We start from the raw sequence: 26,486 nt of genomic DNA on the forward strand, positions 1-26,486 counted from the left end.
TAAGACGGTAATCTTCGTATGACGCCTTCTTAAACCAGCGGTAACTAGTTTAGGAATCCATACTCATTCGTATGGGACCTTCAACATGCAATTATGGAAGGACATGCAATATAGGAAAATTCAAACAAATCTATAGCTGTTTGATAATTTGTCGTATGCTGTCCTTTCATATTCTTCAGATCGATTATTGATAATCTCAATGAAGAATAGAGAACAGATAATTAACAATTAAACGTAAAAGAATGCCAAAGCATTTTTTTAAAAAATTACAGAACGACAAATTCTTATAAAAACATGAAAACCATAAAATTATTAATTATTTTTTTTGCCATTTTCGGATTTAAAATGGTTAGTGCCCACTCCCTGTGGATTGAAACAACACCTTTTGGCGAGAAGAATAAAACCCAAAATGTTAGAGTTTATTTCGGTGAATTCATTCATAATTTTATTGACCCAATCGAGAATTGGCATTCAGACGTTCACGAATTTAAATTATATCTAATTTCACCTAGCCAGCAAACAACAGCAATCCAAGCAACTGAACATCCAGATTATTTTAGCGCAACTATTTCTCCAACGGAAGAAGCTGTTTATATCCTTGAGGTTGGACATCCAGCAAAAGAGGTCTTTGGAACATCAGCTTCTGAATCTACTGTAAATTTAATAATTCAAGAAAGGAGAAAGTCAGAAACTCTCACCGAGCTATCGTCGACTTTAGATATTGAACCAAAGTATCACTATATAAAGGATGTTTTCCAAGACACTAAACCCAAAGATGGACCATTTTTAGATGCTAAAGGAGATGTGGTATTTCCGAGTGGATGGATTAAAAAGTTCAAAGAAAATGGCAAAGGAAAGATCTGCTTTAAATCTCTAAAAGCCGGAAAGTACGAGGTTGCCGAAACGGAGAATACAAAGAAAAACAGGTGTAGCAAATCCGTCCATAAGAATTGGAGGTCAAACACTTCATTTATTTTTGTTAACTAACACAAACAGCACGAATCTCTAAAAACTTAACAAATGAATTTATTTGGTTTAACGTCGCTGTTAATCACTGATATTAATCTTAATATACAAGTGCTTAATCGATTTCGCAGAGAGCTTATCTTACTCTTATTTTTGCTCTTAAGCAATATGGTCCACTCACAGAGTAACTTCAGCCTAACCGGGACCGTTAGGGATAATCATAATCGAACCATTGAAGGAGTTACTATTCGATTAGCGAGGCATACGGTCCTAACCGATAGTTACGGCAATTTTAAAATTGAAAAAATCAAAAATAGCTCTTTTGAGATTATAGCTAAGGCGATTGGGTATGATATCTTTAAGAGGAAGATTGAGATTAAAGAGGGAAATAATCATCTTGATATTTTACTTTTTGAAAAAGACCAAAAAATTGAAGAAGTATCAGTGATTGGTTTAACCAAGCCTCAGATTACCAATCGCATGGCCTTTAACGTGACATCCATTGATGCTAAAAAGTATTATAACAGTACAATAAATATTTCTGATGCTTTAGATCAAGTGCCTGGTGTACGTGTCCGAGAACAAGGAGGACTAGGGTCAAATCTGAATTTAGCAATAAATGGATTTTCAGGAAATCATATTCGCTTCTTTATTGATGGCGTGCCAATGGATAACATGGGATCCACCTTTCAAATGAACACCATTCCAATCAATTTAGCGGAGAATATTGAAGTCTTTAAAGGTGTAGTTCCAATTTGGTTAGGATCAGATGCACTTGGAGGTGCTATAAACATAGTAACTAATAAATCTAACAGGAATTATATTGATGCTTCTTATTCATATGGATCATTCAATACCCATAGGACTACAATCAATACAGCAGTAACGAATAAGAGTGGGTTAACCTTTGAATTAAATGCCTTTCAGAATTATTCTGACAACAATTACAAAGTATTCATTGAAAAGCATAATAACAGGAGAGACAACTACGCAAATGATACTGAGGTAGAGCGATTTCATGATCAATTTCATAACGAATCTATCATTGCAAATTTTGGTTTGGTTAACAAATCATTTGCAGATCGGTTGGTATTTGGGATTACCCTTGGTCATAACTATAAAGATATACAAACTGGCGCCAGGATGGAGTCGGTATTTGGAGCCTGGCATCGAAAAGGAAATATTGTAATGCCGAGTTTGAGATATAGCAAGAATAACCTTATCAAGGGATTAGATGTTATGTTGAATGCGAATATAAACCTGGGAACGGAACAAACTATAGACACAGTTGCAAAGCGATTTGATTGGTTTGGGGACACATATGCAGACCTTCCATCCACATCAGGAGAGCGTTCAAGGACACTGTATAAATACAAGAATAGGGATGGTATTATCACGGCAAACGCAAATTATAATTTAGGTGATAAGCATGTTTTCACGATCAATAATGTATTCAACACATTCCATAGAAGTGGTTCCGATGAATTAAATCCTCAAAACAATGAATATGAATATGCCAAGCTATCACAAAAGAATGTATTAGGTTTTGGCTATCAAATAAATGAAGAGGGACGTTGGAGTGCCAATATTTTTGGAAAATTTTTATCTCAAAATAATAAGAATGGTAATTCAAGTTCTGTCAATTCAAGTCGGTTCGGTTACGGAACTGCGTTATCCTATTTCTTAGATACCAACTTACAATTGAAGGCAAGTTATGAGTTGACCAACAGAATGGCGACGCCATATGAATTGTTTGGGGACGTGGAAAACCAAGACGCGAATACAAATCTAAAACCTGAGAGCAGCAATAATATCAACTTTGGTATTATGTATCAATTTGATATAGATAGGGACGATCATTTTGGGATCACTGCCGGGGTGTTATATAGAAATTCCAAGAATTTTATTTACCAGCGATTAAATCAGAATCAGAGTAAGTACATGGCTGATAACCGTGAAGGAGTACGAACATTAGGTGCAGATTTTGAGTTGCAATATTTCCATAAAAAATGGTTGTCAGCATCTACAAGCTGGACCTATCAATATTTGCAGAATATGCAGAAATATGAGAATGGGTATACTGAGGTGAGCCCAGTTTATAAAGATCAAATGCCTAATATACCTTACTTATTTGGGAACCTAGATCTAAACGTTCATTTGCCAGTTTTTTCTGGTTCTGGAGATATGCTTAAAACCGGATACAACCTACAATATATTCATGATTTTTATCTGTATTGGCCTAGTCGAGGAGAGACCAAAAATACGATTCCTCAACAGTTGAGTCATGATTTTAATATTGTTTACAGCTTTAAAAAAGGCCGATATAATATAGGGCTTGAAGCAAGAAATATTACGAACGAGCGATTATATGACAATTTTAGTATGCAAAAACCAGGACGAGCATTCTATCTGAATCTACGATACTTTATCAATAAAAAATAACAATCTAATTAAAAAATAATTCCACATGAAAATTAAAAATTTATTATTCACGGCCTTTACACTAAGTACCATTGTTGCTTGTACAAAGGATAAAACAGAACCTGCGGCGAAGGGTAATTTTATTGTTGCTGTGACACCTGTTGCAGAAACTGGTGTTGCAGATTATCTACTTACAACAAGTAGTTTAGATACCGGCAAGGTATCCACTGCAGGCAGAGGAGTTGAGCAAGACGGAACCTATAGATACTATGTTACGCATAACAACAAGTTTTTTAGTATGCTTTATGGACAAGGGAATCCTGGAGCTGTTACGGTTTACAATATCCTGGATGGTAATCTGACCAAGCTAGCAAACTCGGTCACGGAAACAGTACAAGCATTTGCTCCAGTAAATGATGATATCTTGATGATGAAGATTTCAAGAAGTATTACTAATCCAGTAACGAACTGGTATCAGTTTAATACAAACACGCTCAACATTTCCAGCCAAGGGAATATCAATACAGCGGAGTTAAATAACAATGGTGAACTTGCTTTCTTCAGTTGGATTAAGCAAGTAGGTTCAAAGGTCTACGCTCCTTATTTTTCTGTAAAGGGATGTTGTTCAGCGACCTTTGGAACTGATTATCCTAATCAGGCTTGGGTAGCAGTTTATTCCTATCCAAGCATGAAGCTTGAGAAGATTATTAAAGATGATAGAACAAGCTTTATTGGAAGGTATTTTACGGATGGTTTGGAACTTGTAGAAAATGGAGATATATATGCGTTCTCTGCATCTGTAGCAACATCTATGGGAACAAATGCTACTATGAACAGTACAAAACCTTCGGCAGTAACGAGAATTAATTCAGGAAGTACAGAATTTGACAAATCATTTTATATCAATTTCGAAGAGCTATCCGGCGGATTAAATATTACTAACTGGTTATATGTTGGGAATAACAAGTTCATTACTTTTTCAAATACTAAAGAAGCTAAAGGTGCATACAATATAGGAAATATTATTGGTGTTCTTGATGTATCTGCAAAAACTTGGAAAGCAGTTACCGGATTACCAAAGACTACAGATGTTAAGGGAATTACAGGTAATAATTATTCAGATAGAGCTGGCCGATTTGGCTATGTCGGTGTGAACTTAACTTCTGGAATAGGTTATGTATATAAAGTGGATGTAAATTCAGCAACAGCAACACAAGGTCTAAAAATTGAAGGTGGTACATTAACCGCAATAGAACATTTAAATTAAGCTAATTATCAACCATTTATTGCCTATCTGTAAGGACTAAAATTTATAGATGGGCAATATTATTCTCTATCAATTATGTATAGCATTATTTTAGGAATGATCTTAGTTGCCGCTTTTATTTGGTTTAATACGAGTAAAAAGGTAAAGTTTCCTAGGCGTACAGCGTGGCTCGAAAAAATAGTATCCAATAGGAGGAGAGCTCAAATTATATGCACAATACTAACGATTTTTAGTCTACTATTCATTGTTTGTCTACAAGGTATTGGGGCGGGTATTTTTGCCTGGATAATTTATTGTATGGGACTACTCAGTTTAGTAGTCTTGCTTTTTCCTTATCAATACATTAAGTATAAACATGTGCTTTTTCTAATTATTTTTTGCCTTATTCTTGAACTAACCTTTACCTATATATCATCACAATAAAGCCATGCCAGCAAATAAAAAATATTTAAGTAGTCCGTTCCAACGGTTTCTAAAAATTTCCGCCGGATTTATTGGTGGATACTTAGTGATGATTAGCTTTCATTTGTTTTTGACTTATCTCTTTGAGAAGAAGAATGTCATTGTTACAGCAGGCATTACAGGTAACATATTGTGGGCCACGTTACTTTTAATTGCTTTTTTAGCTAAAAATGGTTGGAAAATATGGTTTCTATATCTTCTGCTAGCAACACTATTTTATCTTCCATTTTTAATCAAGTAAATCTCAAAATGAAAATTAGAAACTATAATATCTATTTTAATACACACACCATTTCAGGAATAATCATCTGTGCTCTCTTGTATGTTATTTTTTTTGCAGGTTCATTTTCATTTTTCAAAAAGGAAATTTCAGCCTGGCAAAACAATATCAGTTTTTATAATCAAAAAGTTGAAGCTCAGCAATACAGTGGTTTTTTAGATTCTGTTTCCAATGGTTACAATTTACAAGGTAGAGATATTATCTTTTATCTTCAACAAAATGGGGCAAAGGGATATGTTAATTTTAGTACATCTAAGGATACAATTATTAATAAGGAAAACTTAGCTGCACAAGCGAAGAAACCGGAAGGAGCTAGTAAAGGCAAAGGAAGGCGCGGCCGTGGGGGAGATGGTGATAGTAAGTATTTAAATCATGATTTTATACATAATAAAACCGGTGACTATTCGGCAAACTATGATATGGGCGAATTCCTGTATCGCCTACATTTTTTGGCTCAATTAAATGAGGTCCCTATTCGAGTGGGAATAGCTCCTTTTGGATATTTAATCGCTGGAATTACATCTTTCCTATTTCTATTTGCTCTAATCACTGGATTATTGCTCCATTGGGATAAAGTTGTCTCAAATTTTTTTGTTTTCCGTCCGTTTAATAAATGGAAAACAGTTTGGACAGATATGCATACAGCTTTGGGCGTGATTGGATTTCCTTATCAATTCATGTTTGCGGTTACTGGGGTGGTTTTGATCATAAATACAGTATTAATTACCCCTTTTGCCAACGTTTTATATGAAGAGAAAACCGATAAATTGTATGAGGATTTAGAAACCATCCATACTTATCCATTAGAATACAGCTATAAAAAATTGGAAAAAGAGTTTAGGCTGTCGGATTATTTGGAAAAAGCCAAGAAAAAATGGCCCCTGAGTGAATATAAACGTATAAGCATCAAGAATTTTGGAGATGAAAATATGTACCTAGTAATTGAGGTTGAACCGCATTATAACCGGAGTTTTGCTGGCTCAGGCATTCTGGCTATTCAGGTTCTCAATAATAAGGTTTTGGAAGAAAAATCTCCATATACAGATGTTAACTACATCAATCGAGTCCGTAGTTTGATTTATCGTTTACATTTTGGGGATTTTGGAGGATATCCTGTAAAAGCTGTCTATTTTATATTGGGTGTCTTGGGGTGCTTAGTGATAGTATCCGGGATATTGATATGGTTAGTAGCCCGGGATAAAAATAATGTGATCCCAAGGAAGAGAAAATTTAATTTTTGGGCCGCTAATGTATTTTTGTCCATTTGTTTGAGTATGCTGCCTGTCACGGCTTTTACTTTTATTGCCATAAAAATAGCCTCTCCTGTTACACAGGAATTCATATATGCATTTTATTTTCGATCGTGGCTAATAATTTCTCTATACTATATCATTCGCAGGAATTTGAACCGGACGAATAGAGAAACCTTGTTTCTAGGGGCTGTCGCAGCCATACTAGTACCCATTGTTAATGGAATAAAAACCGGATGTTGGTTTTGGGATAATTTCATAAGTGGAAAGATGGATTTGTTCATTGTAGATTTTCTATGGTTATTGTTGGGAATAGTAAGTTTATCTGTATTCATGTATTTACTGTCCTCGAAAAGGGTTGGAGATGTTTCGCATCCAGTTCAATACAATTTAAGTCGGAAGGCAAAATAAGGCAAAAAAACTATTTTTACCTTACAGATTATTAGCTAATAACTTGCGCTCGAAATTCCATTCTCCTACAATTAAAACAGCTAAAAAAGTTAATTGAGAATCCAAAATTTAATATATGCTTATTGCCAGCTTTTGCTAGAATTCTGTTATGATATTTTTTTAAGGGTTTTTAATGAAACTACAAAAGAGATAATAGAATATTATCCTTACCAATTTTCGGGTTAAATTTGGATTTGAGGAATTTGACTATTTCTAGGAATAAAAAAGCAGTAAAATTGTTTTTAAACAACCTATGGCAGTCAACGAAAAATTGATCATGTCCGAAAACTCTAAAATTAATATACAAAAAAGCCCCAGTTCTATGACCTAGCCGGGGAAATTGATTGGGCTAATATGTGATTTTGTACTGCTTATTTAAAATTAATTTAATAGATATAACAATCTGAAATCCAAATAGGTTTTAGAAAATTCGAGTTTTTATCTCTTGATGATAAAGTGTAGCTTACGTGATTTTTTTAAAGTGATTTAATTGAAAAATAATAATATTGATAATCAACAATCTAGGTTACATGTTTAAACATCAGTACATTAAGTAATTGTTAACGAAGAAAAAATCGATAATTATTTTATAAAATTGCATCAAAATATACTGAGATGTTTGTAAATGGTTCAAAGAAACAAAAAATAGATTTCCTTAATGATTTTTACAAAACAAGATACGAGGAAAGAAATTTTAAATTTAGACCGGTAGAAATTAACTCAAATGTTAACTCTATTCTTCTTGAGGAAATGATTCATGATATTTCTCGGTATACAGAATTTAGAGCGATGAAATTTTATGATAAAGAAGGAGTCTATTTTGTGATCTGTAAATTATAAGGTCCATAAACGGGATAGGATATTTCTTTTACATATTTTTCCAAGAGTAAATGGTGAGAAGGATTTCCACATATTTCTTTTTTGATTTTATATGAGTGAGATTGTTGGCGACTGTAATAAATCATCACGTTTTAATCTTGAGAAATTCTCAATATATCGCAAATAGTTTGATGAATTCGATTCCTTTACTCCCGAAGGAAAAGAGGTATTAACCTTAACGTCTCATGATATTTCTAAAATTGAGCAATCAGATGAATTTTTATTGATTTATTTGGTTTTTATAGTTTTTCCATTTTTTTTTATAAACCTTAAACTTGTATAAAAAGATAATTTAAATCAACTGAAACCCCAAATTGAAGTGTATTTTAAGAAACAGTACAGAAATAGACATAACAAGGCTTGAACAATTTTAAGAATTGATCAGATCGATTAGGAATCATACTTTTTTTGTCAAAATTAATAAATTGAGTGTACATATAGGATTTCACCAATTTCAATTTATGTTTTAAACTATATGAGGATTTAAGAGGAATATGTGTATAATTGGGTTAATTAAATCAAACCGAAAAATCATTTAAAAATCAGGTAATCATCTTGCATCTCATAAGCTTTTGGGATATTTTTTGGATTTTTCCTGCGATAGGAGCTACCAAGCATTAACTAGCGGTCAATATAAACATTCTTAAAGAAATACTTAAATATGGTATCAATAGTAATAGTTCCTGTTAAAAAAATCTTTTTGAATGTACAAGGATCATTTAATCTGTTCAAGGGAAATTTACCTATGAAATTTTTGGCATGTGAAATAAGTTCAAATCCAATCTTTTCCATTACTCCATTAATATTAAAAAGTATTTTTATTTTCAAATTTCAATATGATAATCTGGGGTTTTTGCCACTATCTAGATGCAAAAAATATACTTTCAAAATGTCCTATTGTAGGTGAAGGGTTGTTAAGTTTCTAACTATTGAAAATGTTTCTAGTTTAATCTTATCAATTGATGGGGGATTAAATGAAAAAGATGTAGATAAATTACAAAAACCCAATAGAAATATATCTATTGGGTTAATAAAAACAATTCTGGTACTTATGAGACTATGGAATAATCTTATATGGAAGTAAGATAAGGCAAATAAATGAAATAAGAAAAGTACTATGATCATATTAAGATGAGTCCTAGCCTAATCATAAACTTAAGCCTACTAATTCCATTATGAAATAATATACGCTTTAAATTATTGGACAGTATCATGAGGCTACTTGGTGAAAACGATTGTGTTCATAAAGAGCAGAGGGTAAGGTGATTAAGAGCTCGACCTTTGAGAGGTATCAACATAAAATAAAAAACCCAGTGGTTTTCCCTCTCCACTGGGAATTCAAACCGAATATCGGCATATTATCTGCCTTATCTTTTTCAAAGATAAAAAACCTTGGGGAAATGGCAAGGATACATATAACAAATATCAACCCAATGGATCACCCTGTTCCATTGGGCATGACTTACAATAAACTACAAATATGAATGTCATTTAAAGGTATCAGAAAAAAAAATGATGGAAGGTTTTCAATGAATTAAGATAATCAGATCTATTGTAAGTTAGCATAACATTATGCTTGCATTTTAAGAATCATATATTATCAAAGAAAATATGAGATATAAATTATTATTCAAATAAAGAAACCAACAGCAGGGGACGCTATTGGTTTCCCAACAATTATAATATAATTAACGTTATTAAATATAGGAAATAAATAACAAAACCCAATGGAGTTCCTATCCATTGGGTCGAAACAGAGCTTAATCAGATAAACGATTAAGTTATTAAAGTTAATAAAAATATACAAAGAAGCCCAACACCTGGACCATTGTTGGGCTGAAGAAACCTTGAAACACACCATTTGGGATGGAGTTTCAAAGAGTTACTAAATTATGTTTATAGTGAATTCAAGCTTTATTAATTTAAGAAAGATAAGAGAATACTCTATACAAGCCTAAATAGTATTTTAACCGTGTAGTCCAATGGCTACTATTTCCTTAATATTGTTAATAATTCATCGAAAAACGGGAAATACTAAATCTATTTATTTAGGGTAACGAAGTTTATAATTGGAATTCGGGAATTCCTGAACAAAAAATTGTTGATATTTGTATTTTCAATACTTGTGTAAGGTGTAATTTGATAGGGTAAGTACTCTAAAATCGGATAAAATTTTGTCCAGGGAGATTTATTTGAAGCTTAGGAAAGTGCCATGATTACTCCATTTCCTGCTTGTTTTTTGACTCTATCCTCTAGCGATCTTTTATTTACCCTGGTGGTGGAATTTGCCCACGGCCTAATTATTAAAAAAATTAAGTGGTCAATTAATAATAATCGTCTTAATTCCTAACTTCGACCAATATCAAAATCAGACTTGTTTCATACCTTTTTTTATCATTGAAGGGATAATCGTTTATCAAGTTAATAAGATTGCTCATTTTACCCTCTTTCTTCCTTGGCAATATTCTCTGTTAACAAATGATAATATGAATAATGTTATTCATATTATCAAAGCTTAAGAAGGGATTGAACTGCAGGTTTTTTTCTTTTGGCACATAGATTGCAAAAGTATTTACAATACAACCATTAAAAACTTTTTTTGACTGGAATTTGTACGTGCAATTTAATTTTAGTGTTGAATAATCAAAACCATCCCTGTCAAGGGATGTTTTGCATCAGGTTTAAATAATCTTTTTTATCATGAACAAAAATTTTATTAAAAATGAGGTGTTGATTCATACAGACACCCTATTACAATATGCGAACAAATTTACCAAAGATCAAGAAGAAGCTGAAGATCTACTCCAGGAAACCTTGATTAAAGTTTTGAAATACCAGGATAGCTTTGAAAAGAATACTAACCTGTTAGGGTGGGTTTATACTATTATGAAGAACATTTTTATTAATGGGTGTCGAAAAAAGGTTTTAGAAAAAAATTACTTGTCAAAAGTTCAATCTATTGGAGAAACATTAAAGCAACAAAGCAATAACAAATGCTTAGATAATTTTATGAGAGAAGATTTGAATTTGGTTTTAAGATCGATTCCAGAAAAACACTACATACCATTTATGATGTTTTTTGAAGGGTATAAATACTATGAAATCGCCGACCACCTAGGATTGCCGGAAGGAACTATAAAGACTCGAATACACACTGCTCGGAAACTTTTGAAGCAGAGGTTAAAAAGTTACAGGCAAACTTAATATCACTTAGTCAAGAAGGGAAATAGGTCGCTGCAGGTATGTCTCTATAATTTTTGATAATTTGGTTTAACTAAATTAATAGTTTCTCATTGGATTGAAATTTAATATTTCTGCCATATCGCATAAATCAGACAAAACCTTACGATTATATATTTATCTTAATTTATGGGACTAGGAATAAAAAAAACTAACACCATGTGCAAGTTCTATAAAAAATGCCACCTATTTTTGGGGTTTTAGGTGGCATTGGAGTCAAATACATCATTATTTCTAAATAAAACAGCATTTTTAATGAAATGGTTTTGGATTTTCATTAAAAGAACTCTGGTAGTGTAATTAGCTATATCTAAACATAACCATAGTTTATACTTCTATAGTCAAATAGCCAAGCCTAAACATATAAATTTCTGATTTCATTTAATATGATTTCAATTTAGGTCGGATTCTTTAAATCTCAGCAAATGTTTGACGTTATTTAATTGCTCAAGTCATAGTTGATTTCCAAAACTAATAACCATTATCAATTTGGGTTTATTGATTATTTAATTTTTTGAGCCATACGTCCAGGTTCATTCTTTTAAAATATCTTAATATTGTCCTACTTAAAAAATGCTTATAATAAATCTAAACAAAATTCTAATTCCATGATAATATCCTGGTGCAATTTTTAATGTTGGATAAATTTTAAACCCCATAATCAATTAAAAATCTTAACTGCATTCTATTTTTCAACTTAGAAATCTATTCAAACTATTGGTAAGGTTATCATGTCTTGGTGATATGTTATACGGAGGATTGACTGGACTTTTATATTAAAGATCAATTTTGGTTAAATTTTTGTTAGCAATTAAGTTTAGCCTGTTTATGAGTAAAAAGAACCTATGTTTTCTGGTAAATGGAAAAGACCTGATTGAAATGGAGGACAGTAATCTAGCTACTTTCCTTACATATGATATTCTTGAGGTTTCAAAAATTTTGGAAACTGCTCCGTCCCAATATGTGCTCGACTCTAGGATCTTTTGTCCACCCATTCTTGAAAGGGAAAGTATCTGTCCTATTTCCGAGTATTTCTTTTTTGATATTGCATTATTCCAAGACAGTCATATAGAAGCGATTTTTAAAGGGAGGGAAAGTGATGTCCATTATTTCCGAATATCCAAAAAGGAGTTCCAACACTTAAGGGCTATGAATGATATGATCAAAACCTATCAGCGAAGTGATGAGGAATCCAGGTATTTGATTATATCTAACCTATTAAAAAACAACGTTCTTCATTTGAAGCATACATTTGAAAAGCAAAAAAGTTGGAGGATGGACGATACTGAAGTCAATATGGTCTCAGTGACGTACGTAAATATTGCCGATAAATTTAAAAAACTCGTTTCTCTCCACTCAACAAGGCATAAAGGAATTCATTTCTATGCAGAGTCTCTTAACATTACCGTTAGGACATTGTCATCCGTTACGAAAAAAGTCCTTAATTGTACTCCTAAAGAAATAATAGATGGATTTATCATGGATCTAGGAAAAAAAATGCTCGAAGATCCATTATTATCTATTAAGGAAATTTCGCAGAAATTGGGTTTCATCTCACCCAACGGATTCTGCATGTACTTTAAAAAAATATATGGAAATCCACCTTCTACATATAGAAAATGGATGCTAGGAGACCAGCCCCATTTATAAAATCTAGCCTGATAGATTTATTTTACGATATCATAATTTTTATGTGAAATATGTTTATTGTTTTTCTAAATACTTATTTTATTTGGCTTTAACATCCCGTTCTGGCCAAAATTTTGTATGAAAAATGCCACCTAACTTTTCATCTTCTATTAATAGGTGAAATAATTTAGGTCTAATTGTCGACAATTCTCAAATGAAATTGCAATGTTATCTTGAAATCAATTAGGTATTTAGAGAAGTAAAGTATTTTCTAGTTAAGGTAATTAAGGGGCTTATATGATTTGATAGAGGTTAAAAGTTTATATTGTGGATCTTACAAAAAATCTCAAATTGAATTCCCGAGCTCATGAAAAGACTCTTAGGGCGTACAGATTTCGGAAAATCAATTAACTATTCTGGAAAATTGAATATAAATACATTGATAAGCAATTTAATTTTGTTTACTTGAAAAGTAATTTTTGACGCAGATTTTGATTTAAGCAATTTGTTATTATCAATAGTTATTAGGTAATGGTTAATTTGCGATTTAACTAATTTACGCGATTGATGGTTTAGAAAAGTAAAATTGATAAATACTTCAAAAACTATAATTAATTATTAGGTGCATATATGATAACAAATAATCGCCATGCGTCATTTTATTTTTTATTATTCATACGGATATGAACAAGAAAATATTTATCTGTGAGGACAATATTCATGTCCTTAATGCTATTATGGATGTTCTTTCGGTGACAGGAGCTGAGTTAATCGCTGAATTGGATAGTACAAGGGCATTGGAGAGAATGCTTACTATCCGTCCTGATGTTCTAATTTGTGACATTGAGATGCCAATTGTCTCGGGTTCTGAATTAATAAGATTAAATCGGAAATCTGAAATTTTAAACAATGTATTTGTTCTCGGTATTTCGGCATCGCACAATGGAAAAGAAGCATCCATGTTAGCGGGAGCCAATGCATTTATTGAAAAACCCTTTGATATCTGCGATTTTATGGCTGCTTTGCCTTTTTAACCACAGAGGTTTAATTTTTGTTGATTATTATTTGTAAATATTTTTTTGTCGCGTTCAAATAGCGGTTTTATCAATATTAATTTACAAATAAGGCTTGGAGGAACTTCCTTAGGAATTGTTTTCCTTTGTTTTAGAAGATATGCTTTCTAATGATTTTTTAAGATATATATCCATTAACATAACTAAGCAATATATTGAATTTTGAGTATTCGAACTTGTTCAAATGGCTGGGAGTGCCCTGCGTGATCATTCTTCCCAATGTACCTGAATTCACCATCATTGACGCCAATGAGGCGTATCTCGACTTGGTCGATCTTAATAGTGAGCATGTGATTTCAAAAGGTTTTTTTTCTGTATTCCCTATTTCAGAATTTATTGACGAATTGGAATGGGAAACACTTTTTGATGAAGTCCTCAAGGAGAAACGGTTTGTTTCCAGGGGAATTAAGACCTGGTTAGATCCCCATGAAAAGAAGACATCAATTGAAAATGTGAAATACTTCGAAATAACCCATTTCCCTGTTTTTGATCAGGATGGAGAAGTATTGGTTATTGTTCGTTCATTAATTGATGTAACTGACTATATTATAGACAGGAGACTCCTGAGCGAGGCGCAGTTTGACGTAAGGTTTGGAAATTGGTGGATCAATATCGAGAAACGAACAATCAAATGGTCGGTTGGTATGAATGAGCTGTTTGAGACAGGAAAAGAGTTTATGCCAAATTTTGAAAACGTGAAACAATTTTATCTCCATGCTGACGATGAAGTTTTATTCATGGCACAGCTCTTTGAAGCAATTAGAAACAAGAGGATACTTAAGACTTTTGTTTCCGTAAGGACCCGGAGTGGAAAATTGAGGCGGCTTAAGGTGGTGGGAAAACCAGATCATTTGGGTGACGCGTGCATCGGTATCCATGGTACTGCAATAGATGTTACCAAGCAGCATGAGGACCAAAATATACTAAAGGAAATGTACTTTCTCCATAACCATGAACTTAGGGCTCCCCTTGCCCGCATCATCGGCCTGGCTGAACACCTCAGGAGAGAAGGTAGCCATGATCAGCGATCCGAATTTTTACTTGATGCTTTATTAGATTCAGCAAATGAACTGGATAGGATAATACGTCAGATAGTTGATCGAGAAGAGCAAAAAGGAGAGAAAGATGTTTAGGATCATTTTGGTTGATGACGACAAAATCTCATCCTTTCTCTTGGAAAAGATGTTGGAATACCTAAAGATGGGAAATGTTTTCGAAAAATTTCTCAATGGGTCAGAGTTCCTAAACTGGTTAGACCTTCAACAAGACCATGACCATAGCTACCTTGTTTTCTTGGACATCATGATGCCGATCATGGATGGATGGGAAGTGATGGAAGGGCTTAAAAGGCATAGATTATGCAAAAGGGTTTCTGTAATTATGGTCAGTTCGTCTCTAAGTCCATCGGATAGGAAAATGGCCATGGAAAATGGAATGGTCCTGGAGTATTTAACAAAACCTGTAAGGCTCAATGAATTGGAAAGATTGAGAACCTTTCTGGGTTAGGAATAGTAAATGTTGTTGATAAAATAAGTCATATGGGGGCAAATTATTTTTAAATTTCAAATGGAGGTTTTATGGGGGATTTTGCCTTATTTTTGATTTCCATGAATCTTTAAGAGTCCAGTGTCGTTTGAGAAATAACATAATATTTATTGAGGGGCCTTCGGTTGACTACCTAGCTGATAGTTGATTGATATTTTACGCATTCTTATAGTTTTGTTGAAATGCTAAAAATCATCACTCCATTTTTCTGGTACTATGTAGTAACTTTAAAGTGCTTGATCTTACTCTATCTAAATTTTATAAATTACCAGAAACCATTGAAATGGGAAAAGGTCAAACTGACTTTTTTTTAAAGCGGTTCATATTTAACCTAACCCTAGAATAAGAATATTGAACGCTTATTGAAATAAAAGATAAGTCAAATTTTTATTTAGAGTTTCAATTTGGGCTACAGTTTGTTAAATCATAAATAGTTATTAAAATGAAATATAGACTAATAACTTTTAATAAACGCTAATGCATGGAATTAGTAGAAATCAAAATTATTATCGATCACAGATAGCGGGAAATTAACGCTAAAAAATCATCCCCATTCTTTCGTTATATATAGTAACGTCCAATCTTCTGTAATGAAAACCAACCATTAATCAAAGCGAAATGAATGATTATATGGGTTCTTGGGATCCAATTTGAACAATTCATTAAGTTTTCTTATTCCAATCCTATAATTTTCAATAATATTGATTTAATATTATTTAATTTGCAGCAAGAAATTAATGAAAAACATATGACCTTAGATGAAAGATTGAAAATTTTTAACGAATATTTTCATTATAAAGAACGTCCTGAACTATACGAGTTTGAAATCTCACCGGAGAAAATTGCTTATAGAAATGAAGCTTTGCGAAGTGGGGATAGAAATTTGTATTTAAAATATCTAACAGAAAAATATGCTGATAAATTAGAGAAAGAAATGGAGAGGTATGATCTTGCAGCACAAAACCTTGTCAAAGTTGATAGGGATTCAGCAAATGAATTATTTAATAGTTTTCAGGTCAACATGCTCAAATCTGACATCAGTTTTCTGGACAATGATGCAATTTATACGATGTATAAGGTTAGTCCAGAAAGTATAGAATTATTATTGGAAGGTTATCGAGAGGATCTTATTGATGTTTTCGTTCCAATTAATGAGGTTTTCCAAAATGGAAGAAAAGAAATTTATCTTGACAAAACCGGAATTTACGCCAATTGATAAGTTGCTGTTTGATTTCTAGTAACAGGGAGCTTTTGCATTAGGAGAATGTTTTAATTCCTAATCCCCTTGCCTTTTTTGAAGACACTTAACATGTTATTCTATCCTTGGAAACATAATTAGTACCTCCCAGGCTCTTTAATTGAGTCTGGGTTTTTTGAATTAGGGTCGCTATCCAATAGATCCGGAATTGTTCAACCTCCGACATTTTCCGCATTTTCTAGGCGCTCCATAGTTTTACCAAGGAGGTTGCTGCTGATGAATATAACGATGAAAATTTTCAACCGTCTAATCATGGATTATTATTTTGATAGAACTGTACGAATTCTGTAAAAACAGGCACCTCTCAACTAGCAACACAAACAAAATCCTCATTTAGCTTGTTATTTATCTGATGAGGAACAAAAAAAAAAGTGCAAATTTGGAAAATCAGCATCGTTATTCTATCGACTCTGGTTTTATTGTTGTTGGTCGGATCATATTTTGTTTCTCATAAGTTAAAACCTTTGCTAGGTAAAAGGTTGGAGGATACTATCGCCGAATATTCGAAAGGTCTTTACAGCATAAAATATAGCGATCTGGATCTAAACATTGCTGGTGGTTATTTGTCTTTGAAGGATGTAAGGCTTGTCCACGACAGTATTATATTCAAGAATCTGGACATCTCCAAGAAAGCTCCAAACACCAGATTTCAAGGAAGAACAAATAGTTTGAGAGTAAGCGGCTTGAATCTTTGGGATATTTTTGTAAAGAAGAGAATCCAAATAAGTTCTATTGAGCTGGATTCATTAAAGTGTAAAGCTATTTTAAGGAGTCGTTCGTACAACATGGATAAATCAGAGAAAAATCTTTATGATAGGATAAAAAATCGTTTTAAGTCCATTGCTCTAGATGAATTCCGGGTGAATTCCATTGATTTGGAGTTTGTGAATCTAAATAATGAAAAGAGCAATTCAATTACTGTCAATGGGGCAAATCTGACCGTGACGAAATTTTTGCTTGATGAACAATCTCTCAAAGACAGCATGCGTATTTTATATGCAAAGGACATTGCAATTCATATTCCAGAATTCACTACCGATTTGAAGAGAGCTCCCTATAAATTTAGAATAGAAGATTTCAGGTTTAGTTCTCAGGACGGAATGATGAATATTGGTAATTTAGCGCTTCAGCCTACTTTAAATTTGGAGAATTTTGCCAAGCAGGATAAACTCAATAAGCCTAGGATCGATATGAAAATCGATTCTATCCATATTACTGGTGTAAATAGCCAAAAGCTTTTGTTGGGAAAGATTTTTGAGGCTGACAGTATGCAAGTTAAAGGGGGCCTATTTGAACTAGCAAAAGATAAACGATACCAAAAGGAAAATGTCTCTAAAATTGGTCAATCTCCTGCTCAGCAATTACTTGAGGTCGGTGTTCCCATTTCCATTAAGGGTGTCAAGGTTAGCCACATTGATCTGAGTTATGCGCAAATTAGTGACAAATATTTCAGAGAGGGGAAAATTGATTTCAAGAATATCAGCGGGACATTTCAGAATGTTAGTAATGTAGGATCTGTCCTACGTAAAAATAGAAATATGAATGCCGATTTGCAAGGAAGTGTTTATGGTCAAGGTCAGCTGAAAGTCCAATTTTCCTTTGACATGCTAAGCGATATCGGTAATTATTCTTATGCAGGCAAATTATCTGCCATGAAGGTTTCAGGGTATAACAGAATCTTAGAACCACTTCTCAACATTCGTTTGACGGAAGGCAATTTAAAAGCAATTACCTTTGACATGGAAGGAAATGACACCAAGAATTGGGGGGAATTCAATTTTGAATATGACCATCTGAAAGTTGAATTACTTAAGGATCCAGGTAAGGGTAGAGGTAAAAAAGGGATCTTATCATTTATTGCCAATAAATTCTTTATCAACGACAGTAACCCTGATGCAAATGGTAAACTCCATGTAGCTCAGGTGGATTATGATCGAAATCCAAATCATCCCTTTTTCAAGGTGGTTTGGAAAAGCCTATTGCAAGGGATAATTGAATGTACTGGGACAGATTCCAAATACTTTCCTGGTATTTAATATAAGTAACATATCTAAAAAAGAAGCCCCCTTGTATGGTCTTAATTCAAGCTCATTTCTTAAAATTGGTCAATGGAGGAATTGAACCAACTACTTTTTTAGGATTTCAGCATTTAGCTTACTTATGACCCTCGTGCGAATCACAAAGGATTTTCATTAACAGTCTTCAGAAAATCTTTAGATAATAAATATTAACAACGTTGTGTTTAAACGAATCTTACCGTTATTTGAATTAGAAAGTTTTTCCGCTAGAATTAAACATATATTTTGAAAACCATGAAAACCTATTTTGTCTTCATTATATCAACTTTATCGATACTACCTTCCATCTTCGCTCAAGAAATTAAATGGAATGGACCTTCCGTTGATTTCTCACATGGTAAATTAGTAGTAGATTCTAGCCGGAGATTTTTGGCCTTTGAAGATGGGGACCATTTTCCCTATTTTGGTGATACTGCATGGGAATTATTTCATCGACTTGATAAGAAAAGTACGGAAACGTATTTAGAAAATCGGCGACAGAAAGGATTTACGGTAATTCAAGCGGTAATTCTTGCGGAATTAGATGGATTGGTTGTTCCAAATAGTGAGGGGAATGTACCTCTTTTAGGAAGAGATCCTAGTCACCCCAACGAGAATTATTTTAAACATATTGATTGGGTTGTGGAACGTGCATGTGAAAAGGGGCTTTTTATTGGTCTGCTACCAACTTGGGGTGATAAGGTTGATAAAAAATGGGGGATAGGTCCAGAAATATTCACTGAAAAAAATGCCTTTGAATATGGGGAATTTTTGGGCCAGAGATACAAAAGTCACCCTAACATTATATGGATAATGGGAGGTGATAGGTCTGGAGGCGGGAAAAACTTTGATATTTGGTGCTCCATGGCGGAAGGTATTAAATCGATGGATAACGAACATTTAATGACCTATCACCCAATAGGTGAACGAAGTTCTGCTGAATGGTTTCATAATGAGGATTGGTTGGATTTTAATATGGTTCAGACTGGCCATGCCAAACGCACATCAGAAATTTATAGGCGTATCTTAGTGCCTGATTATCATCGCGTACCTGTAAAACCTATCATGGATGCAGAACCTCGGTATGAAAATCATCCTGTTAACTGGAACCCTAATGAATTAGGTTGGTTCGATGATGTGGATGTGAGGCAGTCGCTATACTGGTCAATATTTTCTGGTGGGTTTGGTTATACATACGGATGCCATTCGATCTGGCAAATGCGTGATGAGTCCAATGAACCCGTTGGTTTTGCAAGAAGTTTTTGGACTGACGATTTAGATCTAGAAGGGGCTTGGGATATCATCCATGCACGTAATCTCCTAGGTTCGAGAAAAGCTAACCAAATGAAACCGTTTCCAGAATTGATTCTGAATACTGATGGAGCAGATACTGATTGGACAGTTGCTTCAACGGGAAATGATTTCGCTATGGTTTATCTACCCAATGGTACGGATGTGATCTTGAATTTACCCGTACTTGATCGAATTGAGATTGAGACTGTCTGGTATAACCCACGCAATGGTAATTGGCTGACTAAAAAGAAGTTGAAAGGAAATGACATTGCCAAATTCTCTGCTCCTTCAAGAGGACGTGGAAATGATTGGATTCTGGTGCTCGACTTTTAGCCTATAGATCGGCTTATAGTAGATTTAATCTTTAGGTCGTTCCAGAGGTTTATTTCTTAGAGGAAATAGGGATTATTAAGTATTTTGATAATCTTATATAATATCAGTCATTGATAAGCAGTTATTTTCACTTTAGTCTAACATTGGATACGTGTTGAACAATTTATTATGTTTTGCAAGCAGAAATATACCCAAACGAATTTCTTATTCAGGAGGTTATAGCAAATTGATAATTAACACATCCTATTAATTAGGGTAATTTGCGAAACTAATGTAAAATTTATCCAATAATCTATTGACATTTGATTTCTTAACCTCAAAAAAACCTGATAGGAAATATCCCATCAGGTTTCTTGATTTTCCTTTAAATGGTTGTATAGAGGATTTATCATAATTTACTAAAAAACGTTGAAAATTGCAATTAAAGATTTGATTTAGATAAAAATTATATCTTCATTGTCGCGAATTAAAATTATCATTTTAGTCAATTAAAAGGAGCGTCAATAGGTTGTGGTCTTAGTGGTTTTTTAAGATAGAATCTCAAATCATCAATTATAATATGAATGTTGGCGTCCTTCGGCCAAGCAGCCCAAGCAAAATTCTTTTTTCAGCCAAGTTCAGTATGGGGCAATTTAAGTTAGCCTTGGAGTAGAGCATTTTTGAGGAGTCCATAGCTAGGTGTGCTCGGCATGTACTATCGCATGATTCTACCTAACTAAGAATATATGTGTTTTTTCTTTGTGAATAAGCTGGACATTTGTGTAAGTGTAATGCAGGGAGAAAGATGAATTTTATTAATTTTCTTTATTAAAGGCCAATAAACACATATAGTTTGGAACTAGAAATCAAGAATTTTTTCAAGACCATTTGAATATGGATAAAGTTAGGGGAGAAGAAAGCCTACATGACCTAAGTGCAATAAAAAGCTCAGCAATAAAATCACTGAGCCACCTGAGATTAAAAACCTATGAGAGGTTTGCATATTGCAAAAGTTAAGTTAAGGATAATAATTAAAAAAACCAATAACGAAAAAGTTATTGGTTAGCCTTATTTGATCAAATGTAAAAAAATTGAACTTGTCAAATATAACAAAATTACCCAATGAACGTCCCTTTCCATTGGGTAAGATTGATAATAAAATGTATTTATGATTATACAATAAAGCTAGGAGAAATAATTTGAATAAAAAAGCCCAAAAGCAAAAGCAGTTGGGCACAAACCGATCTATTGTAGAATTAATACTTAAAGATAACAAATAAAAATAAAATTCAATAGCGGGAAATGCTATTGGGTAAAAATCTAATTTTACTATCTGTGATATTATGAGATAATCTGTAACCTGTTTTTTTTCTTGAAAAAAATCTTGGTGAAACAAAAAACCAGCGGTGATCCCTCCACTGTGAAGATTAGGTGCTGACTTTTATGAGTTACTTAAAATTACTAATTAACTTATAAATAAAACAATGCCCAATAGCGGGGGACGCCATTGGGCACAAACCAATTATTGTAGAATTAAGGAGCTTAAAGGTACCAATTATATATATCCCATGCAATAACGTTTGTTCTAGTCAGGATTGTAAATAAACCGATATGTAATATAATAATTAGGCTTGATAAAGAGATTTTAATAATTCGGCTTTGCAGAAGTTGAATATTACGTAAGAATGGTCCGTATAGGTAATTATTCAGCTGGTTGAAATATAATAATAGACTAAAAGAAAGTAAATACCGATTGTCCAATCTGGAAAATAAAAAAGACAGCCTGTTTAAATCTAATTAACCTTTATCTAAATTAAAATGTGATGAATGGCATATAGAAATGTGAATTAATATTTGGACGAATACTTTGTTGTCATTATCGAATAGTATATAGAATACGAATTTTTCTCTTTCATTCCTTCTTGAAATTTTCGACGGAAATATTAAGAACAAAATGATAGAAGAGATTTGGAGTAAATAGAATTAAAAATAAAAAGTTACCGGAAATAATCATCCAATGAAAAAAACAACCGTATCCACGGCATTGAGCTTTTAGAATATAGTAGAGGGGTCTGTTGTAAGATTAAAAATAAAAGGGATCCCTGATCAGATGTACACATAAAAATCCCAATGGATTCATCCAATTCATTGGGAATGATTATCAACAAGCTATTTTTTGGAAGACAATTTAAGAGAAGCAAAAACAATAGAGATCAAAGAGTCCAATAATATATATTGTAAATTGTGGAGGCTTCTGGACAAAACCTTAATAGAGATCAAATTAGGCAATGAAACTAAAAAAGCCCATTGAAATTTTCCCAATGGGCCAAACTAAAAAACATACTACATTTTATGATACATTAAAAGTGCATAAATTATGGAATAAATTTAAAACCAGAACATTGCGGCGGAAGATCTGGACCTAATTTATTTTAATATTCGCTTTTTAAAGCATTTTTATAAATGTATCAAATAATATGGGAAATAAATCACGGTAATGTGAATGTTGCAAATAGAAAAATCTCAACAATTGAGGTCCATTGGGTGAATTATTCAGAAATTGACCTTGAAAAGAAAAAATAATAGAGATCCATTAAATTTTAGGAAAAGAATTTCGAAGGTAAAATTGAAATAAACTGATAGAATCCAAACGGAGCAGTTATTTATGGACGCTTTGGAAAGACCCGAAACTAACAGACGGTATACACACCTTCTATGCAATGTGACGAGGTTAATTTCTAAATTTTTATCAATTTTTACCAAGTTCTGTCCATTTGTCGACAGGTTTTATAAATTACAAGAAAATTGGTCACAAATTATGAGGATTAACATAGGATTTGATTTTAATGTCCATTGGGAAATTCCTTGAATGTCATTTTTTGGCTTTTAGTCGTTATGATTATTGTTAAATCCAATATTTCTTTTCTCACGTATTTCATCTTCGAGTGAAAATTTTTCTTTAAAATTTAGGGGATACTTATTATGGATTTAATCTTACAATTAAGCAAATATTAAGCGCGTAATTATCGTTTTTATTATTTAAAATTGAATTAAATTTCATCCAAATGTTTGTCAATGGAACAAAAAAAGATAAAATAGAATTCCTTACAGAATTCTACGAGAAGAGATATGCAGAAAGAAATTTCAGGTTCAGGTCAAATGAAATAAATAGCATTTTGGATCCTAATGTTCTTGAAAATATGATCATTGAAATTTCACGGCATACAGAATTCCGAGCAATGAAATTTCGTGATAAGGAAGGCGTTTATTTTGTTATCTGTAAATTATAAAGTTAGCAAATGTGGGAAAATCCTTCCTGAACAATTTTTCCAAATTACTGAATGAATTAGAATGACGTTTGTTTCCATATCCATTTAAACTTAATAAATTGTGGTAAAGTGGAGTCACCACCATTAGCCTTGAAAATAATTATTGTTTTTTCTAGCTTCTGTTGAAAAAATTTAATTCTTATGAGGACATGGAAAGGGAAGTTTTAACTTTTGTCTTTGATCAAGAAAGCCTATGTCGATAACTATTTTGGACAAGTAGTGAAAAAATATTAATTTGGTGGCATATTAGGATGAAACAAAACCTCATTTTTGCTGCCTTTGCACTATTACTCTTTCTACTGATTTCCATTGGACTAAATGTATTTTTGATAAAAAAAACAGATCAATTGAGAAAGGAAATTGATATGAGAGACTCTCTGATGGATCAAGCATTTGAAAAATCAAAAATAATATTAGAAAACCTTAATAATACCAATCCAATATATTGAACAAGCTGAATACTAGGATAAGTTGTTTTTAAAGGATAATTTCTCTCAGGTAAATATATCTCAAATACAATTCTGTGATTTTTGATAACTAATAGGAATAATCACAGGATTCTTATTGTATATGACTTGTGTTTTGGGATATTATGGTTTATTCATAATTAATGATTGTATAAAATCCTGCAATTCAATTCAAGAAAATTACGAGCGAACATCTATTGGATAACCTATTCCCAAAAAGGTATTGGGAATATTCAAAATTTCAATTTTGAGATTAAAAAAACAGGAAAATCGGGAATATTTTATATTTGATACGAAAAAAATCATTTTCAAATTACCCTAAAAAGGAAATAAAATTAAAACAATCTGAAGAGTAAGGAATAGAATTATTTGTGCATATCAAAAATTCGCTTTCAGCAAATCAATTCAAGAGGTAAATGATGATATTTTAGGAATTTTATTAGGATTACAATTCAAAACCAATATTTAATAATACAGTGTATAGATCGCGGTCGGATAAGCAAATCCTTGAAAAATACAAAACCATTTATTCCCACATCCGTTTAATATAAGTTTTAAAATGAAACAGTGGAATCATTTTTGGTAATTTAGATCGGAAAATAAAAAAACCTAACATGAGGCTAATCCGTTAGGTTTTTTTTGATTTTCCTTTAATGGTTGTACAAAGAGAACTTAAATATAAGTAAAAACCCTGAAAATTCAAATCAGGGCTTTTAATATTTGAACAATGTTACTTTATGAACATTTAAATATAAATAAGTTTTTTCTTATTTTTTTATCAAAGTGAAACTATTATAATATGTGAATATTATTAAGTTTTTGAAATCTGGAATCATCCACGGCCATGATCCATCAATAACTTTATTCATATTCGAATGTATTAATTGTATTAAAGAAATTTAAAGACTAAAGTTTCTGTACTATGTATGAAAAAAGTTCAAATTTTATTTTGTTTGGCATACTATTTTCCTTTGATTGATCTTTCTACAATCGCTTATCATTGGTTAAGGTCTAATAGATCAATCATTTGAAGGAGATTGGAAATGAATAGGGATTAGGACCATTCTTTGCGTGTCCATCAGGTTTAAAAGAGAAAAGTATTGATTGAAGCGATTTGTAAAATTACCACTGCCACCACGGTCTAAATAGAGTTCAAAATCGAACTGAAAAGGTTTACTCATAAAATCTAAGCATATGAACAGGAAAACAAGACCTTGGGTTGAGGAGATGTTTTATATCGTTAAATTTCACATGTTATTCCTTATGTAAGTAAGAATTCAGTTCAGTGGTAATACTGATAAATTGCGAAATAAACATTATTGAATTCTGTAGCTTGCTAGATCTTGCTAATGAGGTTATACTTTTTAGAAATTTTAATCAAATTTAATCTCAAAGATTATATAATGCTTAATACCAAATTTTGCTCCCCATGAGTTTATATCTTTTCCGTGTTTATCCACTTCACAGTACATCTTTTGGCCATTTCTTTCATAGGGTAAAATATATGCAAAAGCAGGGAATGGATCACCTACTTTTATTTTCCAATCCACGCCAATGTCACGCATAGAATAATCATCAGACTGAATAGCCTCAAAATACCTTTCATTTCCTTGGCCTTGGAATTTAAAAAATACCTTAAGCCTTCCCTCCATCTTCTTTCCGGTAACTGAAAAACTGAGACTATCAGAGGCGATCCTCGGATCTCTGGTCTGCTTAGAGTTCACGATCGTATCTATATTTGTGTTAACACCATCCAAATATGTTTTTGAAATCAAGGAAAAATTTCTTCCCTTTAGCTCCTTCCCAGAGAAAACCACATTATAATGGTCAATATTTTCAAAACGCAAGAGTTCTCTCAATTCTTTATTCTTTGAACCGTACTCCGTTTTCATAATAATGTTTGAGGTTTCGGATTGGCCCAAAACCACAAAGGGATATAGAATAAATAAATGAACTAATAGATGTTTCATATAATGATTTAAGTATGGTTCGAAAATATATAGTAATTTGGTTAAAGGCAAGTATGACTGTATAATTCTTTGGTTATATTTTTGTTTAATTGCTACTTAAAGCAAAAAATAGCAGAATGTTTTTTGGCTGGCGAACAACATTTCTGCTGTAACATTATTCATCCCTAGGATAAATTCTTTCAATACATAAAACATTTAGGAGTTTTTTTCTTTCATGACCAGATTTCTTCAAATAAAAATAAAACGATATGATTTTCGGACGACGATACTTGAAATAACCACCAATTAATTAACCAAGACATTTTTTGATAAGGATATTATTTTCTATAAAACTTTGC

14 protein-coding genes are annotated in these 26,486 nt (G+C 32.5%); 13 read left to right on the top strand and 1 reads right to left on the bottom strand.

Features of this window, described 5'->3' with window-relative positions:
- The first annotated feature begins 294 nt into the window (after positions 1 to 294).
- The 13 genes from NMK93_RS07650 (at position 295) to NMK93_RS07710 (ending at position 20,403) form a co-directional block, all read left to right on the top strand.
- Entirely contained in the window at positions 295 to 987 is a 693-nt protein-coding gene (locus NMK93_RS07650) for a hypothetical protein (protein WP_254529229.1), read from the top strand.
- A 147-nt stretch (positions 988 to 1,134) separates the two neighbouring features.
- Entirely contained in the window at positions 1,135 to 3,408 is a 2,274-nt protein-coding gene (locus tag NMK93_RS07655) for a TonB-dependent receptor (RefSeq protein ID WP_254529232.1), read from the top strand.
- Positions 3,409 to 3,433: 25 nt separating this feature from the next.
- On the top strand, positions 3,434 to 4,654 hold the full coding sequence (locus tag NMK93_RS07660; RefSeq protein ID WP_254529235.1) for a DUF4374 domain-containing protein: 1,221 nt from the start codon (positions 3,434 to 3,436) through the stop codon (positions 4,652 to 4,654).
- 427 nt (positions 4,655 to 5,081) lie between these two features.
- The gene (locus NMK93_RS07665; RefSeq protein ID WP_254534398.1) at positions 5,082 to 5,357 is read left to right on the top strand and encodes a hypothetical protein; all 276 of its coding nucleotides are present in this window, start codon (positions 5,082 to 5,084) and stop codon (positions 5,355 to 5,357) included.
- An 8-nt stretch (positions 5,358 to 5,365) separates the two neighbouring features.
- Positions 5,366 to 7,057, top strand: a complete 1,692-nt coding sequence (locus tag NMK93_RS07670) for a PepSY domain-containing protein (protein WP_254529239.1) — start codon at positions 5,366 to 5,368, stop codon at positions 7,055 to 7,057.
- A 3,618-nt stretch (positions 7,058 to 10,675) separates the two neighbouring features.
- A complete protein-coding gene (locus NMK93_RS07675) occupies positions 10,676 to 11,179 on the top strand; it encodes an RNA polymerase sigma factor (protein ID WP_093095656.1) in 504 nt (167 codons plus the stop codon).
- An 864-nt stretch (positions 11,180 to 12,043) separates the two neighbouring features.
- On the top strand, positions 12,044 to 12,865 hold the full coding sequence (locus NMK93_RS07680; protein WP_254529241.1) for a helix-turn-helix domain-containing protein: 822 nt from the start codon (positions 12,044 to 12,046) through the stop codon (positions 12,863 to 12,865).
- A gap of 662 nt (positions 12,866 to 13,527) precedes the next feature.
- Entirely contained in the window at positions 13,528 to 13,878 is a 351-nt protein-coding gene (locus NMK93_RS07685; RefSeq protein WP_254529244.1) for a response regulator, read from the top strand.
- Between the two features lie 194 nt (positions 13,879 to 14,072).
- A complete protein-coding gene (locus NMK93_RS07690; RefSeq protein WP_254529246.1) occupies positions 14,073 to 15,050 on the top strand; it encodes a histidine kinase dimerization/phospho-acceptor domain-containing protein in 978 nt (325 codons plus the stop codon).
- Positions 15,043 to 15,423 (top strand): response regulator, encoded by a 381-nt coding sequence (locus NMK93_RS07695; RefSeq protein ID WP_093095662.1) that lies wholly within the window; start codon positions 15,043 to 15,045, stop codon positions 15,421 to 15,423. The genes NMK93_RS07690 and NMK93_RS07695 overlap by 8 nt, the downstream gene beginning before the upstream one ends.
- A gap of 760 nt (positions 15,424 to 16,183) precedes the next feature.
- Entirely contained in the window at positions 16,184 to 16,678 is a 495-nt protein-coding gene (locus NMK93_RS07700) for a hypothetical protein (protein WP_139185418.1), read from the top strand.
- A gap of 413 nt (positions 16,679 to 17,091) precedes the next feature.
- On the top strand, positions 17,092 to 18,756 hold the full coding sequence (locus NMK93_RS07705) for a hypothetical protein (protein WP_254529248.1): 1,665 nt from the start codon (positions 17,092 to 17,094) through the stop codon (positions 18,754 to 18,756).
- 276 nt (positions 18,757 to 19,032) lie between these two features.
- A complete protein-coding gene (locus NMK93_RS07710) occupies positions 19,033 to 20,403 on the top strand; it encodes a glycoside hydrolase family 140 protein (RefSeq protein WP_093095666.1) in 1,371 nt (456 codons plus the stop codon).
- 5,148 nt (positions 20,404 to 25,551) lie between these two features.
- Here NMK93_RS07710 and NMK93_RS07715 read toward each other — a convergent pair.
- Positions 25,552 to 26,148 carry a hypothetical protein gene (locus NMK93_RS07715; RefSeq protein ID WP_254529251.1) on the bottom strand — a complete coding sequence of 199 codons (597 nt, stop codon included), beginning with the start codon at positions 26,146 to 26,148 and terminating at the stop codon, positions 25,552 to 25,554.
- Positions 26,149 to 26,486: the final 338 nt, after the last annotated feature.

It is taken from the genome of Sphingobacterium sp. LZ7M1, from assembly GCF_024296865.1.
Classification (GTDB): Bacteria; Bacteroidota; Bacteroidia; order Sphingobacteriales; family Sphingobacteriaceae; genus Sphingobacterium.

What these genes read in the sequence shown, in the direction of transcription:
- NMK93_RS07650 (WP_254529229.1), top strand. Translation starts at nt 295, where the DNA reads ATGAAAACCATAAAATTATTAATTATTTTTTTTGCCATTTTCGGATTT.
- NMK93_RS07655 (WP_254529232.1), top strand. Translation starts at nt 1,135, where the DNA reads ATGGTCCACTCACAGAGTAACTTCAGCCTAACCGGGACCGTTAGGGAT.
- NMK93_RS07660 (WP_254529235.1), top strand. Translation starts at nt 3,434, where the DNA reads ATGAAAATTAAAAATTTATTATTCACGGCCTTTACACTAAGTACCATT.
- NMK93_RS07665 (WP_254534398.1), top strand. Translation starts at nt 5,082, where the DNA reads ATGCCAGCAAATAAAAAATATTTAAGTAGTCCGTTCCAACGGTTTCTA.
- NMK93_RS07670 (WP_254529239.1), top strand. Translation starts at nt 5,366, where the DNA reads ATGAAAATTAGAAACTATAATATCTATTTTAATACACACACCATTTCA.
- NMK93_RS07675 (WP_093095656.1), top strand. Translation starts at nt 10,676, where the DNA reads ATGAACAAAAATTTTATTAAAAATGAGGTGTTGATTCATACAGACACC.
- NMK93_RS07680 (WP_254529241.1), top strand. Translation starts at nt 12,044, where the DNA reads ATGAGTAAAAAGAACCTATGTTTTCTGGTAAATGGAAAAGACCTGATT.
- NMK93_RS07685 (WP_254529244.1), top strand. Translation starts at nt 13,528, where the DNA reads ATGAACAAGAAAATATTTATCTGTGAGGACAATATTCATGTCCTTAAT.
- NMK93_RS07695 (WP_093095662.1), top strand. Translation starts at nt 15,043, where the DNA reads ATGTTTAGGATCATTTTGGTTGATGACGACAAAATCTCATCCTTTCTC.
- NMK93_RS07710 (WP_093095666.1), top strand. Translation starts at nt 19,033, where the DNA reads ATGAAAACCTATTTTGTCTTCATTATATCAACTTTATCGATACTACCT.
- NMK93_RS07715 (WP_254529251.1), bottom strand. Translation starts at nt 26,148, where the DNA reads ATGAAACATCTATTAGTTCATTTATTTATTCTATATCCCTTTGTGGTT.